The organism is Vibrio chagasii (assembly GCF_002954585.1).
In the GTDB taxonomy this organism is placed as follows: domain Bacteria; phylum Pseudomonadota; class Gammaproteobacteria; order Enterobacterales; family Vibrionaceae; genus Vibrio; species Vibrio chagasii_A.
The window spans coordinates 1,937,629-1,956,636 of record NZ_MSCI01000002.1; the positions used below are offsets into that span (position 1 = coordinate 1,937,629).

Annotated in this window: 16 protein-coding genes; 6 read left to right on the forward strand and 10 right to left on the reverse strand. The window is 44.3% G+C overall.

Features of this window, described 5'->3' with window-relative positions:
- The first annotated feature begins 31 nt into the window (after positions 1-31).
- Positions 32-511: a YehS family protein gene (locus BTO10_RS17005; protein ID WP_105025319.1), complete on the forward strand. Its 480-nt coding sequence runs from the start codon at positions 32-34 to the stop codon at positions 509-511.
- Positions 512-623: 112 nt separating this feature from the next.
- On the opposite strand, the gene fadR is transcribed toward BTO10_RS17005, so the two are convergent.
- Positions 624-1,463, reverse strand: a complete 840-nt coding sequence (fadR, locus tag BTO10_RS17010) for a fatty acid metabolism transcriptional regulator FadR (RefSeq protein WP_004737363.1) — start codon at positions 1,461-1,463, stop codon at positions 624-626.
- A 640-nt stretch (positions 1,464-2,103) separates the two neighbouring features.
- Between fadR and nhaB the strand changes: the two genes are divergently transcribed.
- On the forward strand, positions 2,104-3,696 hold the full coding sequence (gene nhaB / locus BTO10_RS17015; RefSeq protein WP_105025320.1) for a Na(+)/H(+) antiporter NhaB: 1,593 nt from the start codon (positions 2,104-2,106) through the stop codon (positions 3,694-3,696).
- A gap of 147 nt (positions 3,697-3,843) precedes the next feature.
- Positions 3,844-4,353: a disulfide bond formation protein DsbB gene (gene dsbB, locus BTO10_RS17020; protein ID WP_105025614.1), complete on the forward strand. Its 510-nt coding sequence runs from the start codon at positions 3,844-3,846 to the stop codon at positions 4,351-4,353.
- Positions 4,354-4,443: 90 nt separating this feature from the next.
- Here dsbB and BTO10_RS17025 read toward each other — a convergent pair whose 3' ends face one another.
- On the reverse strand, positions 4,444-5,064 hold the full coding sequence (locus tag BTO10_RS17025) for an SEC-C metal-binding domain-containing protein (RefSeq protein ID WP_105025321.1): 621 nt from the start codon (positions 5,062-5,064) through the stop codon (positions 4,444-4,446).
- Positions 5,065-5,244: 180 nt separating this feature from the next.
- Here BTO10_RS17025 and dusC point away from each other — a divergent pair, with 180 nt between their 5' ends.
- Positions 5,245-6,201 carry a tRNA dihydrouridine(16) synthase DusC gene (gene dusC, locus BTO10_RS17030; RefSeq protein WP_102424921.1) on the forward strand — a complete coding sequence of 319 codons (957 nt, stop codon included), beginning with the start codon at positions 5,245-5,247 and terminating at the stop codon, positions 6,199-6,201.
- Between the two features lie 99 nt (positions 6,202-6,300).
- On the opposite strand, the gene BTO10_RS17035 is transcribed toward dusC, so the two are convergent.
- The gene (locus BTO10_RS17035) at positions 6,301-7,269 is read right to left on the reverse strand and encodes an ABC transporter substrate-binding protein (protein WP_105025322.1); all 969 of its coding nucleotides are present in this window, start codon (positions 7,267-7,269) and stop codon (positions 6,301-6,303) included.
- A 272-nt stretch (positions 7,270-7,541) separates the two neighbouring features.
- Complete coding sequence (gene yfbV, locus BTO10_RS17040; protein WP_004737357.1) at positions 7,542-7,994, reverse strand: terminus macrodomain insulation protein YfbV; 453 nt, start codon at positions 7,992-7,994, stop codon at positions 7,542-7,544.
- Between the two features lie 344 nt (positions 7,995-8,338).
- Between yfbV and BTO10_RS17045 the strand changes: the two genes are divergently transcribed.
- Positions 8,339-9,535: an acetate kinase gene (locus tag BTO10_RS17045; protein ID WP_004737356.1), complete on the forward strand. Its 1,197-nt coding sequence runs from the start codon at positions 8,339-8,341 to the stop codon at positions 9,533-9,535.
- 139 nt (positions 9,536-9,674) lie between these two features.
- The gene (gene pta / locus BTO10_RS17050) at positions 9,675-11,840 is read left to right on the forward strand and encodes a phosphate acetyltransferase (RefSeq protein WP_105025323.1); all 2,166 of its coding nucleotides are present in this window, start codon (positions 9,675-9,677) and stop codon (positions 11,838-11,840) included.
- Between the two features lie 79 nt (positions 11,841-11,919).
- Here pta and BTO10_RS17055 read toward each other — a convergent pair whose 3' ends face one another.
- From BTO10_RS17055 to BTO10_RS17080, 6 genes are all read right to left on the reverse strand, one after another.
- Entirely contained in the window at positions 11,920-12,858 is a 939-nt protein-coding gene (locus BTO10_RS17055) for a glutathione S-transferase family protein (protein WP_105025324.1), read from the reverse strand.
- 205 nt (positions 12,859-13,063) lie between these two features.
- Positions 13,064-14,059, reverse strand: a complete 996-nt coding sequence (gene oppF, locus BTO10_RS17060; protein WP_004737353.1) for a murein tripeptide/oligopeptide ABC transporter ATP binding protein OppF — start codon at positions 14,057-14,059, stop codon at positions 13,064-13,066.
- Complete coding sequence (locus BTO10_RS17065) at positions 14,056-15,030, reverse strand: ABC transporter ATP-binding protein (protein WP_004737352.1); 975 nt, start codon at positions 15,028-15,030, stop codon at positions 14,056-14,058. The genes oppF and BTO10_RS17065 overlap by 4 nt, the downstream gene beginning before the upstream one ends.
- 52 nt (positions 15,031-15,082) lie before the next feature.
- Positions 15,083-15,985 (reverse strand): oligopeptide ABC transporter permease OppC, encoded by a 903-nt coding sequence (gene oppC / locus BTO10_RS17070; protein ID WP_004737351.1) that lies wholly within the window; start codon positions 15,983-15,985, stop codon positions 15,083-15,085.
- Positions 15,986-15,997: 12 nt separating this feature from the next.
- Positions 15,998-16,918 carry an oligopeptide ABC transporter permease OppB gene (gene oppB, locus BTO10_RS17075; protein ID WP_105025325.1) on the reverse strand — a complete coding sequence of 307 codons (921 nt, stop codon included), beginning with the start codon at positions 16,916-16,918 and terminating at the stop codon, positions 15,998-16,000.
- Between the two features lie 112 nt (positions 16,919-17,030).
- On the reverse strand, positions 17,031-18,662 hold the full coding sequence (locus tag BTO10_RS17080) for an ABC transporter substrate-binding protein (protein WP_105025326.1): 1,632 nt from the start codon (positions 18,660-18,662) through the stop codon (positions 17,031-17,033).
- Positions 18,663-19,008: the final 346 nt, after the last annotated feature.

The window sequence follows — 19,008 nt, forward strand, 5'->3', positions numbered from 1 at the left end:
TTTACTCTCTAAACCTTTTTAGGACACCTCTGTGACTAACAACGAAATCTTGCGTCGTATTCAACACGCACTAAACCTTAAGAACGCACAAATCATCAAAGCTATTGAGCAAGCGGATGTGACTGTTGCCCACGACCAAGTGATTAACTGGCTAAAAGCGGATAACGATAAGTCATGCTCTAAAATGAAAGACAAAGAGTTAGCGGTATTCCTAAATGGTTTCATCAACCTTAAGCGCGGTAAAAAAGAAGGGGCTCAGCCAAAGCCTGAAGTTGCACTTACCAACAACATGATTTTCATGAAGCTACGTATTGCGTTGAACATGAAAGCAGAAGACGTGCTCGATGTATTAGAAGTGGTGGGTATCAGCCTAAGCAAATACGAAATTGGTGCCTACTTCCGCAAGCCTGAAAACAAAAACTACAAAGTATGTGAAGACCAATTGCTTTGTGATTTCCTAAATGGTGTTCAATTTACTAACCGCCCAGACTCAGAAGAGTTCGCAGGTTAACTACTAGCAAATTAGCCAAACTCTTGATAAATAAAAAGCGGCGAGATAATTGAATTATCTCGCCGCTTTTCTTTGTTCTTACTTTAGAGACTGCCTGGGTTAATCAAAAAGATTAGCTATCGTCTTCCGTAAAGTTCGTTGGTAACGTCGTTTTCATTTCGTTCCAGATCTGTGCACTTGCGATACCATAATTACGAATAACCAAAGGCAAGTTTTCACGTTGACCGCTCTCACAGATAACAAACAGCTCTTTATAGAACTCCATCGCTAGGCGACGCGCTTCTGGGTTAGAGAAGTAGTAGCTACCGATACGGTCGTAAAGCTTACGTACGCCATTAAAGATCAGACCGTAAATTTGGTTACCTGAATGGAACGCTAAGCGTTGGAACAGCATGTAGTCGTAAAAGTTAAACGTCTTCGCAATTAAGATCGTCTGACGTTTTGCTTCGTCTTTCTCTGTGTCTTCTTTAACAGCTTGCTTGATCTTGTCTGCATACGGAGACGATTCTAGGAAGTCATCCCATGTAGGTGCCGCAAGTAGCGCTTCACACGATTCAATCACATTACTGATTGTACGCTCTGAAGCCTCTTTATTTGCTTTGAATGCATAACGCATGAAAATCGGGCTGATATTAGTACGAGCAGCAAGCAGGTCTTCTACCATCTTGCTTGCGTTATCAACATCCAGAGTCATTAGCGTATCAAGGATATGAAGGCCTGATGTCTCCATAAACTGGTTAACTTTAGTTGGTTTGCCATGTTGGATTGTTAACCAACCATCACGAGCAAGACGTTGTAGTACTTCACGAAGCGTAGTACGTGTAACACCAATTAGCTCAGAAAGCTCGCGCTCTGCTGGCAAGATAGAACCTGGAGGGAAACGGCCATTCCAAATACTTTCAATGATATACTTTTCTGCAAATCCTGCCGGGCTCTTCGCCTTAATGACCATCTACACTTCAATCCAATTAAATTATTTTCTTCTAATTTACTCATCATACCACTAGTAAAGGCGAGCGGAAACACCCTCAAAAATTTTACACCCCAAAAACACCAGTAGAGCTAAAGCTCTAAAGTTAAACTCATGTTTCCGTCCAAGGTTTGCAAAGCAAGTCTATATAAATCAGCATTTCAACAAATAATTAACACAATAAATTTTCTTTAAAATCAACAATATTGGTCATATTTTCAAAGCCATCAAATTGCAATATTAAGTTGTAATAATCATATATAAACCGTCTTTATTCTGTAAATTTCAATCATTTCGCTGAAATATCGATTCTAGTCGGTTTTTATCACATTTTAAGTGGTATGCTTCCGCTACTTTGATCGCGTTTCTCACACAAAAAAGAGGTATTTTAGGTGCTACAGGGCTTTTCCTGTTGACTAAATGTTATCTAAGAGTAGAGTTGCGCTCAAAAATAAGCAGTGCTTGAGTCTCTAAGGGAGTGACTTGGCAAGACCACAGAACATTACATGGAATGTAGTTTTTCTAAGTCACTGTTAGTTGTAGTTTTTAACACTTTCTATAGCTCGATTCTCAAAATGTTGTATTGCTTGTCTATTCATAATCAACATAAAAGAGTATTAACATGCCGATGTCTCTCGGAAACGCTTTTATCAAGAATTTCCTTGGTAAAGCTCCTGATTGGTATAAACTTGCCATCATTTCCTTTTTAATCATCAACCCGTTTGTTTTCTTCCTAGTTGACCCATTTGTAGCGGGCTGGCTATTAGTGGTTGAGTTTATTTTCACCCTAGCTATGGCTCTCAAATGCTACCCTCTGCAACCGGGTGGTTTACTGGCAATTCAAGCCGTTGCAATTGGCATGACCAAACCTGAAATGGTTTATCATGAGCTTCAAGCAAACCTTCCAGTATTACTCTTATTAGTATTCATGGTTGCTGGCATTTACTTCATGAAAGAACTTCTCCTGTTCATTTTCACGAAGATACTGCTTGGCATTCGTTCTAAAATTATGCTTTCTGTTGCGTTTTGTGTGGCAGCTGCATTCCTATCTGCTTTCCTAGATGCACTGACTGTAATCGCAGTTGTGATCAGCGTGGCAGTGGGTTTCTACTCGATTTACCACAAAGTAGCATCAGGCAAAGGCTCTAACTCTGCACACGACCACACTCACGATGAAGAAATCTCTGAGCTAACTCGTGAAGACTTAGAAGATTACCGTGCTTTCTTACGTTCACTATTGATGCACGCTGGTGTGGGTACCGCGCTGGGTGGTGTAATGACTATGGTAGGTGAGCCACAGAACTTAGTTATCGCTAAACAAGCAGGCTGGGAGTTCGGTGAGTTCATTATTCGTATGCTTCCAGTAACACTGCCTGTTTTCTTCTGCGGCATTCTAACCTGTGCTCTTGTAGAAAAATTCAAAGTATTCGGTTACGGCGCAAAGCTGCCAAACAACGTTCGTCAGATCCTTGTCGAGTTCGATAACACACAAAAAGCGAGCCGTACTAAGCAAGACGTGGCAAAACTTTGGGTTCAAAGTGCTATCGCAGTATGGCTAATTGTAGGCTTAGCACTTCACGTTGCTGAAGTTGGTTTGATTGGTCTATCAGTTATCATTCTAGCGACTGCGTTTACTGGTGTAATCGAAGAACACTCTATGGGTAAAGCGTTTGAAGAAGCGCTACCGTTTACCGCGCTTCTTGCTGTTTTCTTCGCTGTCGTTGCAGTAATCATCGACCAGGCACTATTTAAGCCAGTAATCGATGCGGTTCTTCACGTTGAAGATAAAGGCGCTCAGCTTGCCCTATTCTATGTAGCCAACGGTATTCTATCGATGGTTTCAGATAACGTGTTCGTAGGTACGGTTTACATCAACGAAGTGAAAACAGCGTTGGTTGAAGGCATTATCACTCGCGACCAGTTCGACCTGCTTGCTGTTGCTATCAACACAGGTACTAACCTACCTTCAGTTGCAACACCAAACGGTCAAGCTGCGTTCTTATTCCTATTAACGTCTGCACTTGCGCCGTTAATTAGACTGTCTTACGGCCGCATGGTAATCATGGCGTTGCCATACACTATCGTGCTGGCATTGGTTGGCCTTGCAGGCATCGTATACTTCGTGGAACCGATGACAGCATGGTTCTATGACGCTGGCTGGATCATTCAGCGTACCGGTGAAGCGGTTGCTCCAGTAATATCTGGTGGCCACTAAGCTACACACTGTGTCGCAAAGCACAAAATGTGTAACTCACTAATCAAAAATATTAGTTGATTAGGAAACTTATCCAAGATAAAAAGCTCTGAGTATTCAGGGCTTTTTTATTTTTTAGACGGGATTTAATTCGTGAACTTTTTTGTAATGCTCAAAGACTTCTCTAAGGGACGTTTATCTTGGCTTTTACTGCTAGCATTTATCGTATTTTTTGAGGCTTGTGCGCTGTTCTTTCAGCATGTCATGATGCTTGGTCCTTGTGTCATGTGTATTTATGAGCGTGTGGCAATGCTAGCTATTGGTGTCGCAGCAATCATAGGCGCTATCGCCCCGAACAATCCAATCTCGCGCTGGCTTTGCTTTGCTGGCTGGGGTTTTGGCGCATACAAAGGTTTAACGTTGGCTTTGGAGCACGTTGATTACCAGTTCAACCCGTCTCCATTCGCAACCTGTGACCTGTTCGTGACCTTCCCTAGCTGGGCACCTTTAAACCAATGGGCTCCGTGGATGTTTGAAGCCTACGGTGACTGCAGCAAGGTCGTGTGGCAGTTCTTGTCGCTTTCTATGCCGCAATGGCTTGTCATAATCTTTGCAGGCAACTTAGTGGCGTTCGGTTTCGTGGTAATTTCTCAATTCGTTAAATCCAAGAACGACTAATCACTCACGCTTTACAAAAACTAAAAAGTCGACCTTAGGGTCGACTTTTTAGTATCGAGTCTGTCTTACGCTTTAGAGCTCAGTAAACGATTAACTGTTCTTTCCACAGCATTGCTTGAATTTTTTACCGCTTTCACACGGACAAGCATCGTTACGACCGATATCTTTAAATGGATTCACACTCTGAGACTTGTTACCCAGCATGGCTTCATCAGCAGCCAATGCAACCTCAGAAATCATTAAATCAACTTGACCAACGAGATCAGCAAGTGCTGGCGGGTTCTCTAGTCCAGCTGAAATCATTTGCTGCTGAGTCTGCTCTTCATCAATCGCAAGCATCAATGTCGTCAGTAAAGCTTGTAGCATGCGTAGTGTGCCATCAGCGACACTCACGGTTTGCCATTGCTCTTCAACAGTTGGCCACACCATCATGAAGCCTTCTGCAAAATCAGCGAACTGCTCGGTAAAGTCACCTTCACTAAATAAATCTGTCAGTAAGTATTCACTACGCTGAATGAGATTGTGTTGGCGATTGATCTGTTCTGTCACGATTGCCACAAGCGCTTCACATGCTTCTGGAGCAATGATCGCAAGCCACGCTTCAGGTTCTAGCGGCTTAGTGGCTAGGTTAGAAGCAAGAATGGCCCCTTCAAGAAACTGAGGGGTAATATCTGTAATTGATTCTGGTAGGCTTAATAATTGATATGTCATGAAAGCTCTGGATATTGGGGCATTTTCAATATTATAACGCTATCACGTGCGATATGTCGCCTTTAACCCATAGGGCCAGCCTCGATGTGGGCAAAACCATACTCATAGTGACAATCATGTAGGCAAGCCGTACAATCACGCCTCTTTATTTTCAGGACAGAGATGTTTCGGTAGATCAGCATGCGAGTAATACTTGGCCCTATGGAGGGCGTTCTAGACCACCTAATGCGTGAAATTCTTACAGAGCTCAATGATTACGATCTCTGCGTAACCGAATTCGTGCGTGTTACTGATCAACTACTACCACCGCATGTATTCCATCGCTTGTGTCCTGAGCTTCATCAAGGCTCTCAAACGATGGCGGGCGTTCCTGTCCATGTGCAGCTACTCGGTCAACACCCGAAATGGATGGCAGAAAATGCAATTCAAGCTGCGAACCTTGGTGCCAAAGGTATTGACCTAAACTTTGGCTGCCCAGCAAAAGCGGTAAATAAGAGTAACGGTGGCGCATCTTTACTAAAAGAACCTGAGCTTATCTACCAAGTTGTTAAAGCGACTCGAGAAGCCGTTCCTGAGCACATCCCTGTTTCCGCTAAAATTCGTTTAGGTTGGGAACACCCAGATGAGTGCTTTGAGATTGTCGATGCGATTGAACAAGCCAAAGCGGACGAACTAACAGTCCATGCAAGGACCAAAACCGGTGGCTACAAGGCAAGTGAAATCAAGTGGGATTACATTAATCAGATCCGCCAGAAGACATCGCTACCTTTGATCGCGAATGGCGAAATATGGAATTATCAAGACGGTCAAGATTGCATTAAAACGACAGGTGTCGATTCACTCATGGTATGCCGAGGCGCATTCAACGTTCCAAACCTTGGTAACGTGGTCAAGCACAACCACCAGCCAATGCCATGGATAGAGGTTATTGCTCTGCTGTTGCGCTATTCAGAGTTCGAAATTGAGGGCGATAAAGGTCTTTACTATCCAAACCGTGTAAAACAGTGGTTTGTCTACCTGCGTAAAGAGTACCCAGAAGCGGAAGAACTGTTCCGAGAAATCAGAACCTACAAAAAAGCCGCGCCTATTGTCGAGCAGATCAAACGCTACCAAGAGCTGTACAATCAGCCTGCATAGATCTCCCCCTCTCGAACTGTCCATTTAAGCATTTCGACTGAACAACGTGGCTAGAATTCAATACGATCTTTACCGGTCGTTATAGCCACGTAAAGCTTCTCATTGCTGATGTAGCTTCGCTCGTTCCACCACAGATTCAGGTATCGTCACACCCAATTTTTGAGCAGCCTCTAAGTTCACCACCAATTGCGAACTCTGGGCTGTCTTTACACTCAACTTGCCGGGCTTTTGCCCATTCAAAATCGCGGCAACATAATCGGCGGTTTGTACACCAACGTCGTAATAATCAAGGCCCAAACCTGCTATAGCTCCCTTGCTAACATAAGACGTCGCACCCGCCACTACCGGAATGCCCTCTTGGTTTGCCGCTTTAATAAGGCCTTCCACACCACTAGCCACCGTATTGTCGGTCAGCGCATAGATGACATCAGATCGCTTTGCCAATAATTCTGCTTTTGATTCCACATCTCCGATGGTCAACGCTTTTTCAGTATGAAGCTTATAGCCAAAGTCTCGGCTTGCTGTCTTCAGTAACGCAATTAAGGCAACAGCGTTCGATTCAGCCGGGTTATAAACCACACCGATGGAGTTAGCCTCTGGCAACAACTCTTTGATCAATGAGACATGCTGAACAATCGGGGATAGATCAGAAAGACCGGTTACATTTCGCCCTGGTTTTTCGAGTTGTTTGACAAGCCTTGCACCGATAGGATCTGTGACAGCCGTGAATACGATAGGAATAGACCGAGTTGCCGAAACCAGTGCCTGTGAGCTTGGCGTCGCGATACCGACCAACACATGAGGATTTTCGCTGACGAGCTCTCTGGCTATTTTCACTGCCTGCGCTGGATTGCCTTCCGCCATTTCGTAAGAAAACTCGAGATTTTTCCCAGGCTCATAACCTTTTGCTCTTAGCCCTTCGAGTAGCCCCATACGTGTCGCATTCAAATCGGGATGATCAACAACTTGTGAAACCGACACTTTCGCAAGATTTGCCATCGCGCAGCCAGCCCAAAGCAACAGTGAACAACTCAGCACTGCCGTTAATACTTTATTTACTGCACCCATTAACACTCCCTGAATCAAGCTTCCATTGTTATTGCTCGTTCAAAGAGAACAACACAAAATCACTACTGATAGTATTAGCAGTAGTGATTGATAAGTTGAAGTGATATTTAACAAAAACACAACAAAGCTCGAGTTATGTGAGAAAAGCTAGTTTTGCTCTGGGATAAGATAAGAGACTGGATGAATAGGATATACAAGGATAGTAGCTGAGAGCAACCGAATGTGTGGAATATCGTTGCTCTCAGGCCTATAGGGAGATGTGAGGTGTTTTTTTAGAACCAACGCTCCATTGCCGACTTATCCAGCTGGCGGAAAGCGCGATTAAGGATAATAGCGAGTTCTTTATAACGAGGACGAGGCTTCATTGGTTCTAATGCAAAACCTGTTTCAGTGATCTTTTCGTGCAGCTCACGATACCAAGACACCAAAGCCGGCGGAAGTTGCGTGTTTGAGCGGTTACCTAACCACCACATGCCTTGAAGTGGCAGGCTGATAGCGAACAAAGCCATAACCACAGCTTGTGGCATTGCTTGGTAGTTATTAAAAACCATTTGTGTCAGAACACTGATAGCAGCGATCGCAGGCATCACCTTAACACCAAAGCGCGTCGCTTTAATGATGCGTTGCTCTGGGAAAATAGCGTTTAACTCTTTTCGAACAGGCCAGAGATCCATGTACTTTTGGCCATCTTTTAAACTGCCAGCTAAACCAACTCTATTGCTCATATGAGTCTCCCATTAAAAAAAAGTTGAAATCATCAACTAAAAACACAAAAATTTGACGAAAAATAATATTCTTTCAAATTTTTTTGTTATATTTGCACAATATCGCTATTATTTGCAGACCTCAATCTCATTGTTGCCCTTATTTACAATTTAAGCAACTTTGAGAAGACTTCTGCAAGGAATGCACAAGCCGCTTTTGCTTAAAAAGTGCGCTTTCACTTTAATACGGAAATTAACGTTTTTTTGACCAAGGTTAGTACGCAAGCTACCGAGCTTCGTCTATTCTTGAGATTAATTTTCACCCTTAACTGATTTCGATCAGAAAAATTAACAGGTAGTCATTAATGTCTAAGCTAGTTTTAGTTTTAAACTGTGGTAGTTCTTCTCTTAAATTCGCTGTTGTTGATGCAGAAACTGGTGCAGAGCACCTAACTGGTCTTGCTGAGTGTCTAGGTCTTCCAGAAGCTCGTATGAAGTGGAAACTTGACGGCAAGCACGAAGCACAACTAGGCGCGGGCGCAGCTCACGTAGAAGCACTATCTTTCATGGTAGAAACTATTCTTGCTTCTAAGCCTGAGCTTAAAGCTAACCTTGGCGCTATCGGTCACCGTATCGTACACGGCGGCGAGCAGTTCACTCAATCTGCACTAATCACAGATGACGTTCTTAAGGGTATTCAAGACGCTGCGACTTTCGCACCTCTTCACAACCCAGCTCACCTAATCGGTATCGAAGCTGCTCAACAGAACTTCCCAGGCCTTAAAAACGTTGCTGTATTTGACACTGCGTTCCACCAAACAATGCCTTCTGAGTCTTACCTATACGCTCTACCGTACAACCTGTACAAAGAGCACGGCATCCGTCGTTACGGCATGCACGGTACTTCTCACCTATTCATCACTCGTGAAGTTGCAGGCCTACTAAACAAGCCAGTTGAAGAAGTTAACATCATCAACTGTCACCTAGGTAACGGTGCTTCTGTGTGTGCAATCAAGAACGGTAAATCTGTAGATACTTCTATGGGTCTTACTCCTCTTGAAGGTCTTGTAATGGGTACTCGTTGTGGTGACCTAGACCCTGCAATCATCTTCCACCTACACGATGCACTTGGTTACTCTGTTGAAGAAATCAACAACATGCTAACTAAAGAATCTGGTCTTGCTGGTCTAACTGAAGTGACTTCTGACTGTCGTTTCGTTGAAGACAACTACGGTGAGAAAGAAGAAGCAACGCGTGCAATGGACGTGTTCTGTCACCGTCTAGCTAAGTACGTAGCTGGTTACACTGCAACTCTAGAAGGTCGTCTAGACGCAATCACTTTCACTGGCGGCATCGGCGAAAACTCTGGCCCAATCCGTGAAATGGTTCTAAACCGCCTAGGCATCTTCGGCATCGAAGTTGACGGTGAAGCTAACCTTAAAGCTCGTTTCGGCGGCGAAGGTACTATCACTACAGCTAACAGCCGTATCCCTGCGATGGTTATCTCTACTAACGAAGAGCTAGTAATTGCTGAAGACACTGCGAAACTAGCAGGTCTTTAATCAAAATTTGTACCGCTGGCTTTAAAGAGCCGGCGGTCTTTTGATGCAAATGGGGCTCAGCTTCTATTCCTATTCCTACCCTTAAATAGGAATATGAAGTTGAGCTTTTTTAATCCAATAGCTAAAGGTACTCATACGAATGTCTCGTACTATTATGCTTATCCCTACTAGTGCTGGTGTTGGTCTAACTAGCGCAAGCATGGGTGTTCTTCGCGCAATGGAGCGCAAGGGCGTTAAGGTTTCTTTCTACAAACCAATCTCTCAACCACGTTCTGGTGGTGATCAACCTGATCTAACTTCAACTATCGTTGGCACAAACAGCGATGTTAAGATCGGTCAACCTCTAGCGATGTCTGTTGCTGAAAGCCTAATCGGTAACGACAACATGGACGAGCTACTAGAAACTGTTGTTGAGCGTTACAACCAGATCAACAAAGATGCTGACGTAACACTTATCGAAGGTCTAGTACCAACTCGTAAGCACCCATTCGCTAACCAAGTGAACGCAGAAATTGCTGCAACACTAGGTGCAGAGATTGTACTTGTTGCAACTCCGGGTACTGACAACCCAGCTCAACTTAAAGAGCGTATCGAAGTAGCATGTTCTAACTTCGGCGGCACTAAGAACAAAAACATCTCTGGCGTTATCATCAACAAGCTTAACGCTCCAGTCGATGAAGCGGGCCGTACTCGCCCTGACCTATCTGAAATCTTTGACGATGCAGACAGCGCTCAGCAAAGCGAACTAAAAGTAATGGAGATCTTCAACACTTCTCCAATTCGTGTTCTTGGTTGTGTGCCTTGGAGCATCGAGCTAATCGCTACTCGTGCCGCAGACATGGCTTCTCACCTAAACGCTGAGATCATCAATGAAGGTGAACTAAATACTCGTCGTATTAAGAGCATCACTTTCTGTGCGCGTTCTCTACCGCACATGATTGAACACTTCAAGCCAGGTTCACTACTTGTGACTTCGGCTGACCGTCCTGACGTAATCGTTGCAGCAGCACTTGCAGCAATGAACGGCGTTGAAATTGGTGCTGTTCTTCTAACTGGTGGTTACGATATCCCTGCGGAAATCCAGGACCTAATCAAGCCTGCTCTAGAGACTGGTCTTCCAATCTTTAAGGCGCAAGGTAACACTTGGCAGACATCTCTGAACCTACAGAGCTTCAGCCTAGAAGTACCAGCAGACGATAAAGAGCGTATCGAGTTCATCAACGAACACGTTGCGGGTCACATCGATGGCAACTGGATCGAGTCAATGACGGAAGGTACTGAGAAGTCTCGTCGTCTAAGTCCACCAGCGTTCCGTTACCAGCTAACTGAGTTCGCTCGTAAAGCTGGCAAGCGTATCGTTCTTCCTGAGGGTGACGAGCCACGTACAGTTAAAGCTGCGGCTATCTGTGCTGAGCGCGGCATCGCGGAATGTGTGCTTCTTGGTAACCCAGAAGAAATCAAGCGTGTTGCTGCACAGCAAGGCGTTGAGCTAGGTGCTGGCGTAACTATCATCAACTCTGATGAAGTTCGTGAGAACTACGTAGCACGTCTAGTTGAGCTTCGTGGCGCGAAAGGCATGACTGAAGTTGTTGCTCGTGAGAAGCTACAAGACTCAGTATTCCTAGGCACAATGATGCTTGAGAACGACGAAGTTGACGGCCTAGTTTCTGGTGCTGTTCACACTACTGCGAACACTATCGTTCCTCCGTTCCAAATCATCAAGACTGCACCAGATGCGTCTATCGTATCTTCTGTATTCTTCATGCTACTGCCTGACCAAGTACTGGTTTACGGTGACTGTGCGATCAACCCAGATCCAACAGCTGAACAGCTTGCTGAAATCGCTATCCAATCTGCTGACTCTGCAGCAGCATTCGGTATCGACCCACGCGTTGCTATGATCTCTTACTCTACTGGTGAATCTGGTAAAGGTGCAGACGTAGATAAAGTACGTGAAGCAACTAAGATTGCTCAAGAGAAGCGTCCTGATCTAGTGATCGACGGTCCTCTACAGTACGATGCTGCTATCATGGAAAACGTTGCTGCTTCTAAAGCACCAAACTCTCCAGTAGCTGGTAAAGCGACTGTATTCGTATTCCCAGACCTAAACACTGGTAACACGACTTACAAAGCGGTACAACGTTCAGCAGATCTAGTATCAATCGGTCCAATGCTTCAAGGTATGCGCAAGCCAGTAAATGACTTGTCTCGTGGTGCTCTAGTAGACGATATCGTGTACACAGTAGCTCTAACGGCAATCCAAGCAGACCAAGCTGCACAAGCTGAAGAAAAAGTAGTTAACTAATTTTTCTTTGCTATAAAGCAAAAACCCTAGATGTTTATCTAGGGTTTTTTTATGTCTGGATTTATCGGAACAGGTAACCCTAGCCTCGGTCATGTGGCGAATCTAAATCCAGCTCCGGCCCTTTCGGCACCACTTGAGTCGGGTTGATACCAGTGTGGCTGTAATAGTAGTGGCGCTTGATGTGGTAGAAATCCGTCGTCTCTTTAATGCCCTCTATTTGATAGAGCTCTTTCAGATAACCTTGGATATGCTTGTAGTCCGCAATTCGTTGCTTGTTACACTTGAAGTGACCCACATACACAGCATCAAATCGAACTAAGGTCGTGAACAACCGCCAATCCGCTTCAGTAATCTGCTCTCCCGCTAAATAACGGTTCTCACTAAGATGTGCATCTACTTTGTCCAGTGCCTTGAAAAGCGCGTCATACGCCTCTTCATAAGCTTCTTGTGTCGTCGCAAAGCCAGTACGATAAACGCCATTGTTGATATTTGGGTAGATATAGTCGTTCCACTGATCAATTTTGCTCGCCAGTTCCCACGGGTAATAATCATCAGTATTGCCCGTAATATGATTAAACTCTGAGTTAAACATGCGAATAATTTCAGAAGATTCGTTACTGACTATGGTGTTAGTTCTCTTATCCCACAATACTGGTACCGTCACTCGACCTGAGTAATCCGATTTAGCTTGAGTGTAGATTTGGTGCATACGGGTATGACCAAATAGCGGCTCAGGTAAGCCCATTTGCCACCCTTCGCTCATCATGTCTGGGCATACAACGGTCACATCAATATGCTCTGTTAGGTCTTTAAGTTCTCTGAATATAAGTGTGCGGTGTGCCCAAGGGCAAGCTAACGATACATACAGATGATAACGGCCACTTTCCGCTTCAAACTGCGCGCCTGCTCTATTCTCAACCCAATGGCGGAAACCGGCATCCTCTCGGATAAACTTACCACCGTTCTCTTTGGTGTCGTACCACACATCGTGCCAAACACCTTTAACTAATTTGCCCATATCCAAACCTCTGTGATACTTACTTTTCTCTAGTATAAAAAAAGCCAACTTTTTCAAAACTAGAAGAAGTTGGCTTAGTTGTTCGAATTATTTGATGAAGCTGTTGAGAAAAATATAGGAACTAGGCCTGCAGTACAAAAAAAGCGCGACTCTAAAAACTAGTCGCGCTTAAGCCTGTCACAGGCTGAACCGTTTTAAATTGGCTCTAGACTTGTACGTGCAAGCAAGATACTGCGTGAACGTCATCGCCTTGAATTGTCGGCTTAGTTTGCGCACACGCTTCTGTCGCTTGTGGGCAACGAGTACGGAAAACACAACCTGATGGTGGGTTAATTGGCGATGGTAGATCACCCTCCAGCATCTGGATTGTTTTACTACGCTCTAAGCGAGGATCCGGAATTGGAACCGCAGACATCAACGCCTTGGTGTAAGGGTGTTTAGGATCAGAGAAAAGTGCATCTGACTCACCCAGCTCAACCGCATTCCCCAAGTACATTACCAATACACGATCAGAAATGTGCTTCACAACTGACAAGTCGTGCGCGATGAATACCAACGAAAGACCTAGCTCTTTTTGCAGTTCTTTCAGCAGGTTAACAACTTGAGCTTGGATAGATACATCAAGTGCCGAAACAGGTTCATCACAAATGATCATCTTAGGCTTCAAGATAAGTGCACGTGCGATACCAATACGTTGACACTGACCACCAGAGAACTCGTGTGGGTAACGGTTGATTACGTTTGGCAATAAACCTACCTTCGCCATCATCTCTTTAACACGGTCCTTCACTTCCTGCTTAGAAAGTTCTGGGTAGAAAGTCTCTAGTGGCTCAGCAATGATGTCACCAACAGACATACGCGGGTTAAGAGATGCTAGTGGGTCTTGGAAGATCATCTGAATCTCTTTACGAGTTTCACGACGTTGTATTTCTTGCATCTTAGTTAGGTCTTGACCCAACCACATTACTTCACCGTCAGTTGCTTCAACCAAACCAATAATTGCACGAGCAAACGTCGATTTACCACAACCAGACTCGCCTACTACACCCAGCGTTTCACCTTCGTAAAGGTGGATATCAACGCCATCAACGGCTTTTAGGTTTGAAGGTTTTGCCCAAGGCCACGCTGATTTAGCCGCAATGCTAAAGTGAACTTTCAGGTCTTTAATATCTAATAATAACTGCTTATCTACTACGCTCATTTTGTCCAAGCCTCCCAATCAGAAAAACAAGCACGCTGACGGTCGCCTTGACCAAATGGAGTCAGAATCGGTGCTTCTTGCTTACAACGGCCCATAACACGGTGACATCGATCTTGGTAAGGGCAGCCTGTCGGCAGGCGAAGTAAGTTTGGTGGGTTACCTGGAATAGTAGGTAGGATCTCACCTTCCGTATCCAAACGAGGGATCGCTTTCAGTAGACCTTCCGCATATGGGTGGCTTGGGTTGTAGAAGATTTCATCTACTGTGCCGTATTCCATAGTACGACCTGCGTACATCACAAGTACTTTGTCACAAGAACCCGCAACAACACCCAAATCGTGGGTAATCATGATGATTGCCGTGTTGAACTCATCTTTCAGTTCGTTCAGCAGTTCCATGATTTGTGCTTGAATCGTTACATCCAGCGCGGTAGTTGGTTCATCTGCAATTAGCAGTTTTGGACGGCATAATAGCGCCATTGCAATCATCACACGCTGACGCATACCGCCAGAGAATTCGTGTGGGTACATGGTGATACGCTTACGTGCTTCAGGGATTTTAACCGCTTCAAGCATGCGTACTGATTCTTCGAATGCTTCCGCTTTACCCATGCCTTTGTGCAGCATAAGTACTTCCATCAGCTGATCGCTTACTTTCATGTAAGGGTTTAGTGATGTCATCGGATCTTGGAAGATCATCGCGATCTGTTCAGCACGAACTTTGTTTAGTTCTTTTTCTGGAAGGTTAAGAATCTCTTTACCTTCGAATTTTGCACTACCTGAGATGATGCCGTTTTTCGCCAGCAACCCCATGATAGAGAATACAGTCTGTGATTTACCTGAACCTGACTCACCAACAATACCCAGCGTTTCGCCTTGGTTAAGTGAGAAGTTCAAGTCGTTTACTGCGGTTACGATACCATCTTGCGTGGTAAACTCGACGCGCAGGTCTTTGACATCTAATAAGCTCATCATTGCTTCCTTAATCTTTTATAGCTTTTGTAGTTTTATTTGCTATTAATTTTTATCTGTCTTTTGGATCAAGCGCATCGCGCAGACCATCGCCTACGTAGTTAAAGCAGAACAGCGTGACAACCATGAATACCGCAGGGAATGCCAGTTGCCAAATTGCAACTTCCATTGTTTGCGAACCTTCTTGAAGCAGTGCGCCCCAGCTTGTCATAGGCTCTTGAACACCAAGACCAAGGAAAGATAAGAATGATTCAGTAAGGATCATGCTCGGAATAAGCAGCGTAGAGTAAACGGCTACGATACCTAGAACGTTTGGAACGATGTGACGTGTAATGATCTTCCATTTGCTTACACCACATACGTGTGCAGCTTCAATGAACTCTTTACTACGTAAACTCAGCGTTTGGCCACGTACGATACGCGCCATATCTAGCCAAGCAATCGCACCAATCGCAACGAAGATTAGAATGATGTTACGACCAAAGAATGTCACTAGAACGATTACTAGGAACATGAATGGTACTGCGTACAATATTTCTAGGATACGCATCATCACTCGGTCAGTACGGCCGCCGATGAAGCCTGAAGCTGCACCGTAAAGCGTACCAATCAATACTGCTACGAAGGCACCCATCACACCAACCATCAATGAGATGCGGCCACCAATTAGAGTACGTACATACAAATCACGACCTAAGCTATCGGTACCAAACCAGTGGTCAGCATTAGGGCCTACGTGCATTGCATACCAGTCGGTATCGTCATAAGTGTACTGGGCCAGCATCGGTAAGAAGATAACCGCCAGTACCATTAACGTTAGAATGAACAGGCTGACCATCGCGGCTTTATTTCGCATGAAACGAATACGAGCATCCTGCCATAAACTACGACCTTCGATCTCTAGACTCTCAGAGAACTTTTCGATCGCTTCTAAATTTTCTTTTTTCTTCAACATAACCAGTCCCTGTTAGTAGCGAATTTTCGGGTCAATCAGCGCTAGCAAAATATCAACAATTGCGTTGAACAAGATGAATAGGAAACCAATCAAGATGGTTACACCCATTACTAGCGAGTAGTCACGGTTGAACGCAGCGTTAACAAAAAGCTTGCCGATACCAGGTAGGCCGAAGATGGTTTCAACAACAACTGAACCTGTGATGATACCCACGAAGGCTGGCCCCATATAGGAAACAACAGGTAGAAGTGCAGGTTTAAGAGCATGCTTCACAACGATATATCGATAGCTTAGACCTTTGGCACGAGCAGTTCGAATAAAGTTACTGTTTAGAGTCTCGATCATACTACCGCGAGTAATACGAGCGAAAGTCGCTACATATAAAAGAGACATCGCAATAACAGGCAGCACGATGTACATAAATGTACCGCCTTGCCAGCCACCAGCAGGGAAGATATCCCAGTGCAGTGAGAATAGGTAGATAAGAGCAGGCGCGAGTACGAATGAAGGCATTACAACCCCAAGCATCGCGGTCGACATGATGGTGTAGTCGACCCAAGTATTGTGCTTCAAGGCGGCAATAGTTCCGACAGTTACCCCCAAAATAACGGTGAAGATAAACGCAACACAACCAACTTTAGCCGATACAGGTAGCGCGACAGAAATTAATTCATTTACCGAGTAATCTAGGTACTTAAAGGATGGACCAAAGTCGCCTTGAACTACATTGAACAGGTAAGTGGTGTATTGTTCGAAAACAGGCTTATCTAGGCCATATTTAGCTTCGATGTTAGCCATTACTTCAGGCGGTAACGGTTTCTCAGTTGAAAAAGGGTTACCCGGCGCAAAGCGCATTAGAAAGAAAGATACTGTGATCAAAACCAACATAGTTGGGATTGCTTCAAATATCCTTTTAGCGATGAATTTAAGCATAAACTCACTCTTTCAGTCTGTGACAATTAGAAATGGAAAGACGCTACATGCACGCTCTGCGCATGTAGTGTCTATGTCGTTATATTTATATTAACTTTTGAATCGAAGCTGATTATTGAGCTTTGATGTATAGGTCTTTCGAGAAGATCTTGTCTTCCGCGTTGTTTACTGGGAAACCACCAACATGCGGATTAACTAGACGAGATTTAACGTACTGGTAGATGGGTGCAATTGGCATATCTTTTGCTAAGAGTTCCTCGGCCTCATTGTATAAAGCTTTACGCTCTTCTTCCGAAGTAGAGTTAAGTGCTTTGTCGATGATTTTATCGTAAGCCGCGCTGTCGTAGTGAACACCACCGGTAGTGTTGTTACTCTTCATCAGCGTTAGGAATGAAGACGCTTCGTTGTAGTCACCACACCAACCGGCACGTGCTACTTCAAAGTCACCTGAGTCTTTAGAAGATAGGTAAGTTTTCCACTCTTGGTTTTCAAGTGTTACTGAAAGACCCAGTGTTTTCTTCCACATTGAACCTAGTGCTACAGCAATCTTCTTGTGGTTCTCTGAAGTATTGTAAAGTAGTTTGAAACTCAGCGGGTTGTCTCTACCGTAACCAGCTTCTGCAAGAAGGCGTGCTGCTTCTGCGTTACGCTCTTTTTGAGACATCTTACCGTAAGCTGGTAGCTCAGGGTTGAATCCAGCTGTAATTTCAGGCGTGAGGAAGTACGCCGGTTTTTGGCCTTGTGCTAGGATAGCATCTGTTACGATGTTACGGTCGATTGCGTAAGAGATTGCCTGACGAACACGTACATCATCGAATGGTTTCTTCTTAGTGTTGAAGCTGTAGTAGTAAGAACATAGGTTACCCGCTACAGATACATCTTCAGCATGCTCTTTCTTAAGACGCTTGAAGTGCTCGGTTGGAAGCTCATTTGTGAAGTCGATTTCACCAGCTAGGAAACGGTTCATTTCCGCTACTTGGTTTTCTATCGGTAGAAACGTTACTTTATTAAGAATTGTTTTATCGTTGTCCCAGTACTGCTCGTTACGCTTAAGTACCAGACGCTCGTTAACAATCCATTTATCAACAGAGAATGCGCCGTTGCCAACGAAGTGCTCTGGCTTAGTCCACTGGTCACCGTATTTTTCAACAGTTGCCTGGTGTACTGGCTTCATTGTTGTGTGGCCCATCATCATTACGAAGTATGGTACCGCTGTTTCTAATTCAACAACTAGAGTGTTTGCATCCACTGCTTTAACGCCCAGTTCACTCTTATCTTTCTTACCCGCTACGATATCCTTCGCATTCGCCATCTTGGTATATTCCATGTACCAAGCGTATGGAGAAGCCGTTGCAGGATCTACTGCACGTTGCCAGCTGTATACAAAGTCTTGAGCTGTTACAGGATCGCCGTTAGACCATTTTGCGTCTTTACGTAGGTGGAAAGTGAATGTTTTGTTGTCTGTCGTTTCCCAGCTTTCCGCAACACCAGGGATAGTATTGCCGTCGCCGTCTTGGTTCACTAGACCTTCTAGAAGATCACGAATCACGTGAGATTCTGGTACACCTTGAGATTTGTGTGGGTCGATAGTTGCAACTTCAGTACCGTTACCGCGAACAAGTTCCTGAACTTTTGCTAGCTCTGTGCCTGCTGGAACTTCAGCAGCGATAGAAAGAGTAGAAGAGGCAGCCACTGCCAAACCAGCACCTAGAAGAAGGGCCTGAGTGATTTTATTCTTGTACATTTAGTAAACTCCAAGTTTTATGTATTGCATCCATGACATCTTTGCAAAGCTCACTGAACGGCAGTGATTTAGATTGAATTAGCTCATATTTCAAGCACAAAAACCTAAAACCTTACAAAGACAGAAGCACACACTACCAATCATTGGATTTATTTTCCACATACAAGTCGTAAAATATGGATAATTCTCCAACAAGATCAAGATTTCAGGATAAATATCTAATTAAAACCTAAATGCATAGCTAAATATGTTTGCGCATTCTCGTTTTTACCATATTTAATCTTATAAATTGACTTCGATCGTAGTGCATTTGTCAGCATATCTTTAAATTCCGCCAGAAAATTAA

Excerpts from the sequence above, each read along its gene's own strand:
- fadR (WP_004737363.1), bottom strand. The coding sequence starts at position 1,463 with ATGGTCATTAAGGCGAAGAGCCCGGCAGGATTTGCAGAAAAGTATATC.
- nhaB (WP_105025320.1), top strand. The coding sequence starts at position 2,104 with ATGCCGATGTCTCTCGGAAACGCTTTTATCAAGAATTTCCTTGGTAAA.
- dsbB (WP_105025614.1), top strand. The coding sequence starts at position 3,844 with ATGCTCAAAGACTTCTCTAAGGGACGTTTATCTTGGCTTTTACTGCTA.
- BTO10_RS17025 (WP_105025321.1), bottom strand. The coding sequence starts at position 5,064 with ATGACATATCAATTATTAAGCCTACCAGAATCAATTACAGATATTACC.
- dusC (WP_102424921.1), top strand. The coding sequence starts at position 5,245 with ATGCGAGTAATACTTGGCCCTATGGAGGGCGTTCTAGACCACCTAATG.
- BTO10_RS17035 (WP_105025322.1), bottom strand. The coding sequence starts at position 7,269 with ATGGGTGCAGTAAATAAAGTATTAACGGCAGTGCTGAGTTGTTCACTG.
- yfbV (WP_004737357.1), bottom strand. The coding sequence starts at position 7,994 with ATGAGCAATAGAGTTGGTTTAGCTGGCAGTTTAAAAGATGGCCAAAAG.
- BTO10_RS17045 (WP_004737356.1), top strand. The coding sequence starts at position 8,339 with ATGTCTAAGCTAGTTTTAGTTTTAAACTGTGGTAGTTCTTCTCTTAAA.
- pta (WP_105025323.1), top strand. The coding sequence starts at position 9,675 with ATGTCTCGTACTATTATGCTTATCCCTACTAGTGCTGGTGTTGGTCTA.
- BTO10_RS17055 (WP_105025324.1), bottom strand. The coding sequence starts at position 12,858 with ATGGGCAAATTAGTTAAAGGTGTTTGGCACGATGTGTGGTACGACACC.
- oppF (WP_004737353.1), bottom strand. The coding sequence starts at position 14,059 with ATGAGCGTAGTAGATAAGCAGTTATTATTAGATATTAAAGACCTGAAA.
- BTO10_RS17065 (WP_004737352.1), bottom strand. The coding sequence starts at position 15,030 with ATGAGCTTATTAGATGTCAAAGACCTGCGCGTCGAGTTTACCACGCAA.
- oppC (WP_004737351.1), bottom strand. The coding sequence starts at position 15,985 with ATGTTGAAGAAAAAAGAAAATTTAGAAGCGATCGAAAAGTTCTCTGAG.
- oppB (WP_105025325.1), bottom strand. The coding sequence starts at position 16,918 with ATGCTTAAATTCATCGCTAAAAGGATATTTGAAGCAATCCCAACTATG.
- BTO10_RS17080 (WP_105025326.1), bottom strand. The coding sequence starts at position 18,662 with ATGTACAAGAATAAAATCACTCAGGCCCTTCTTCTAGGTGCTGGTTTG.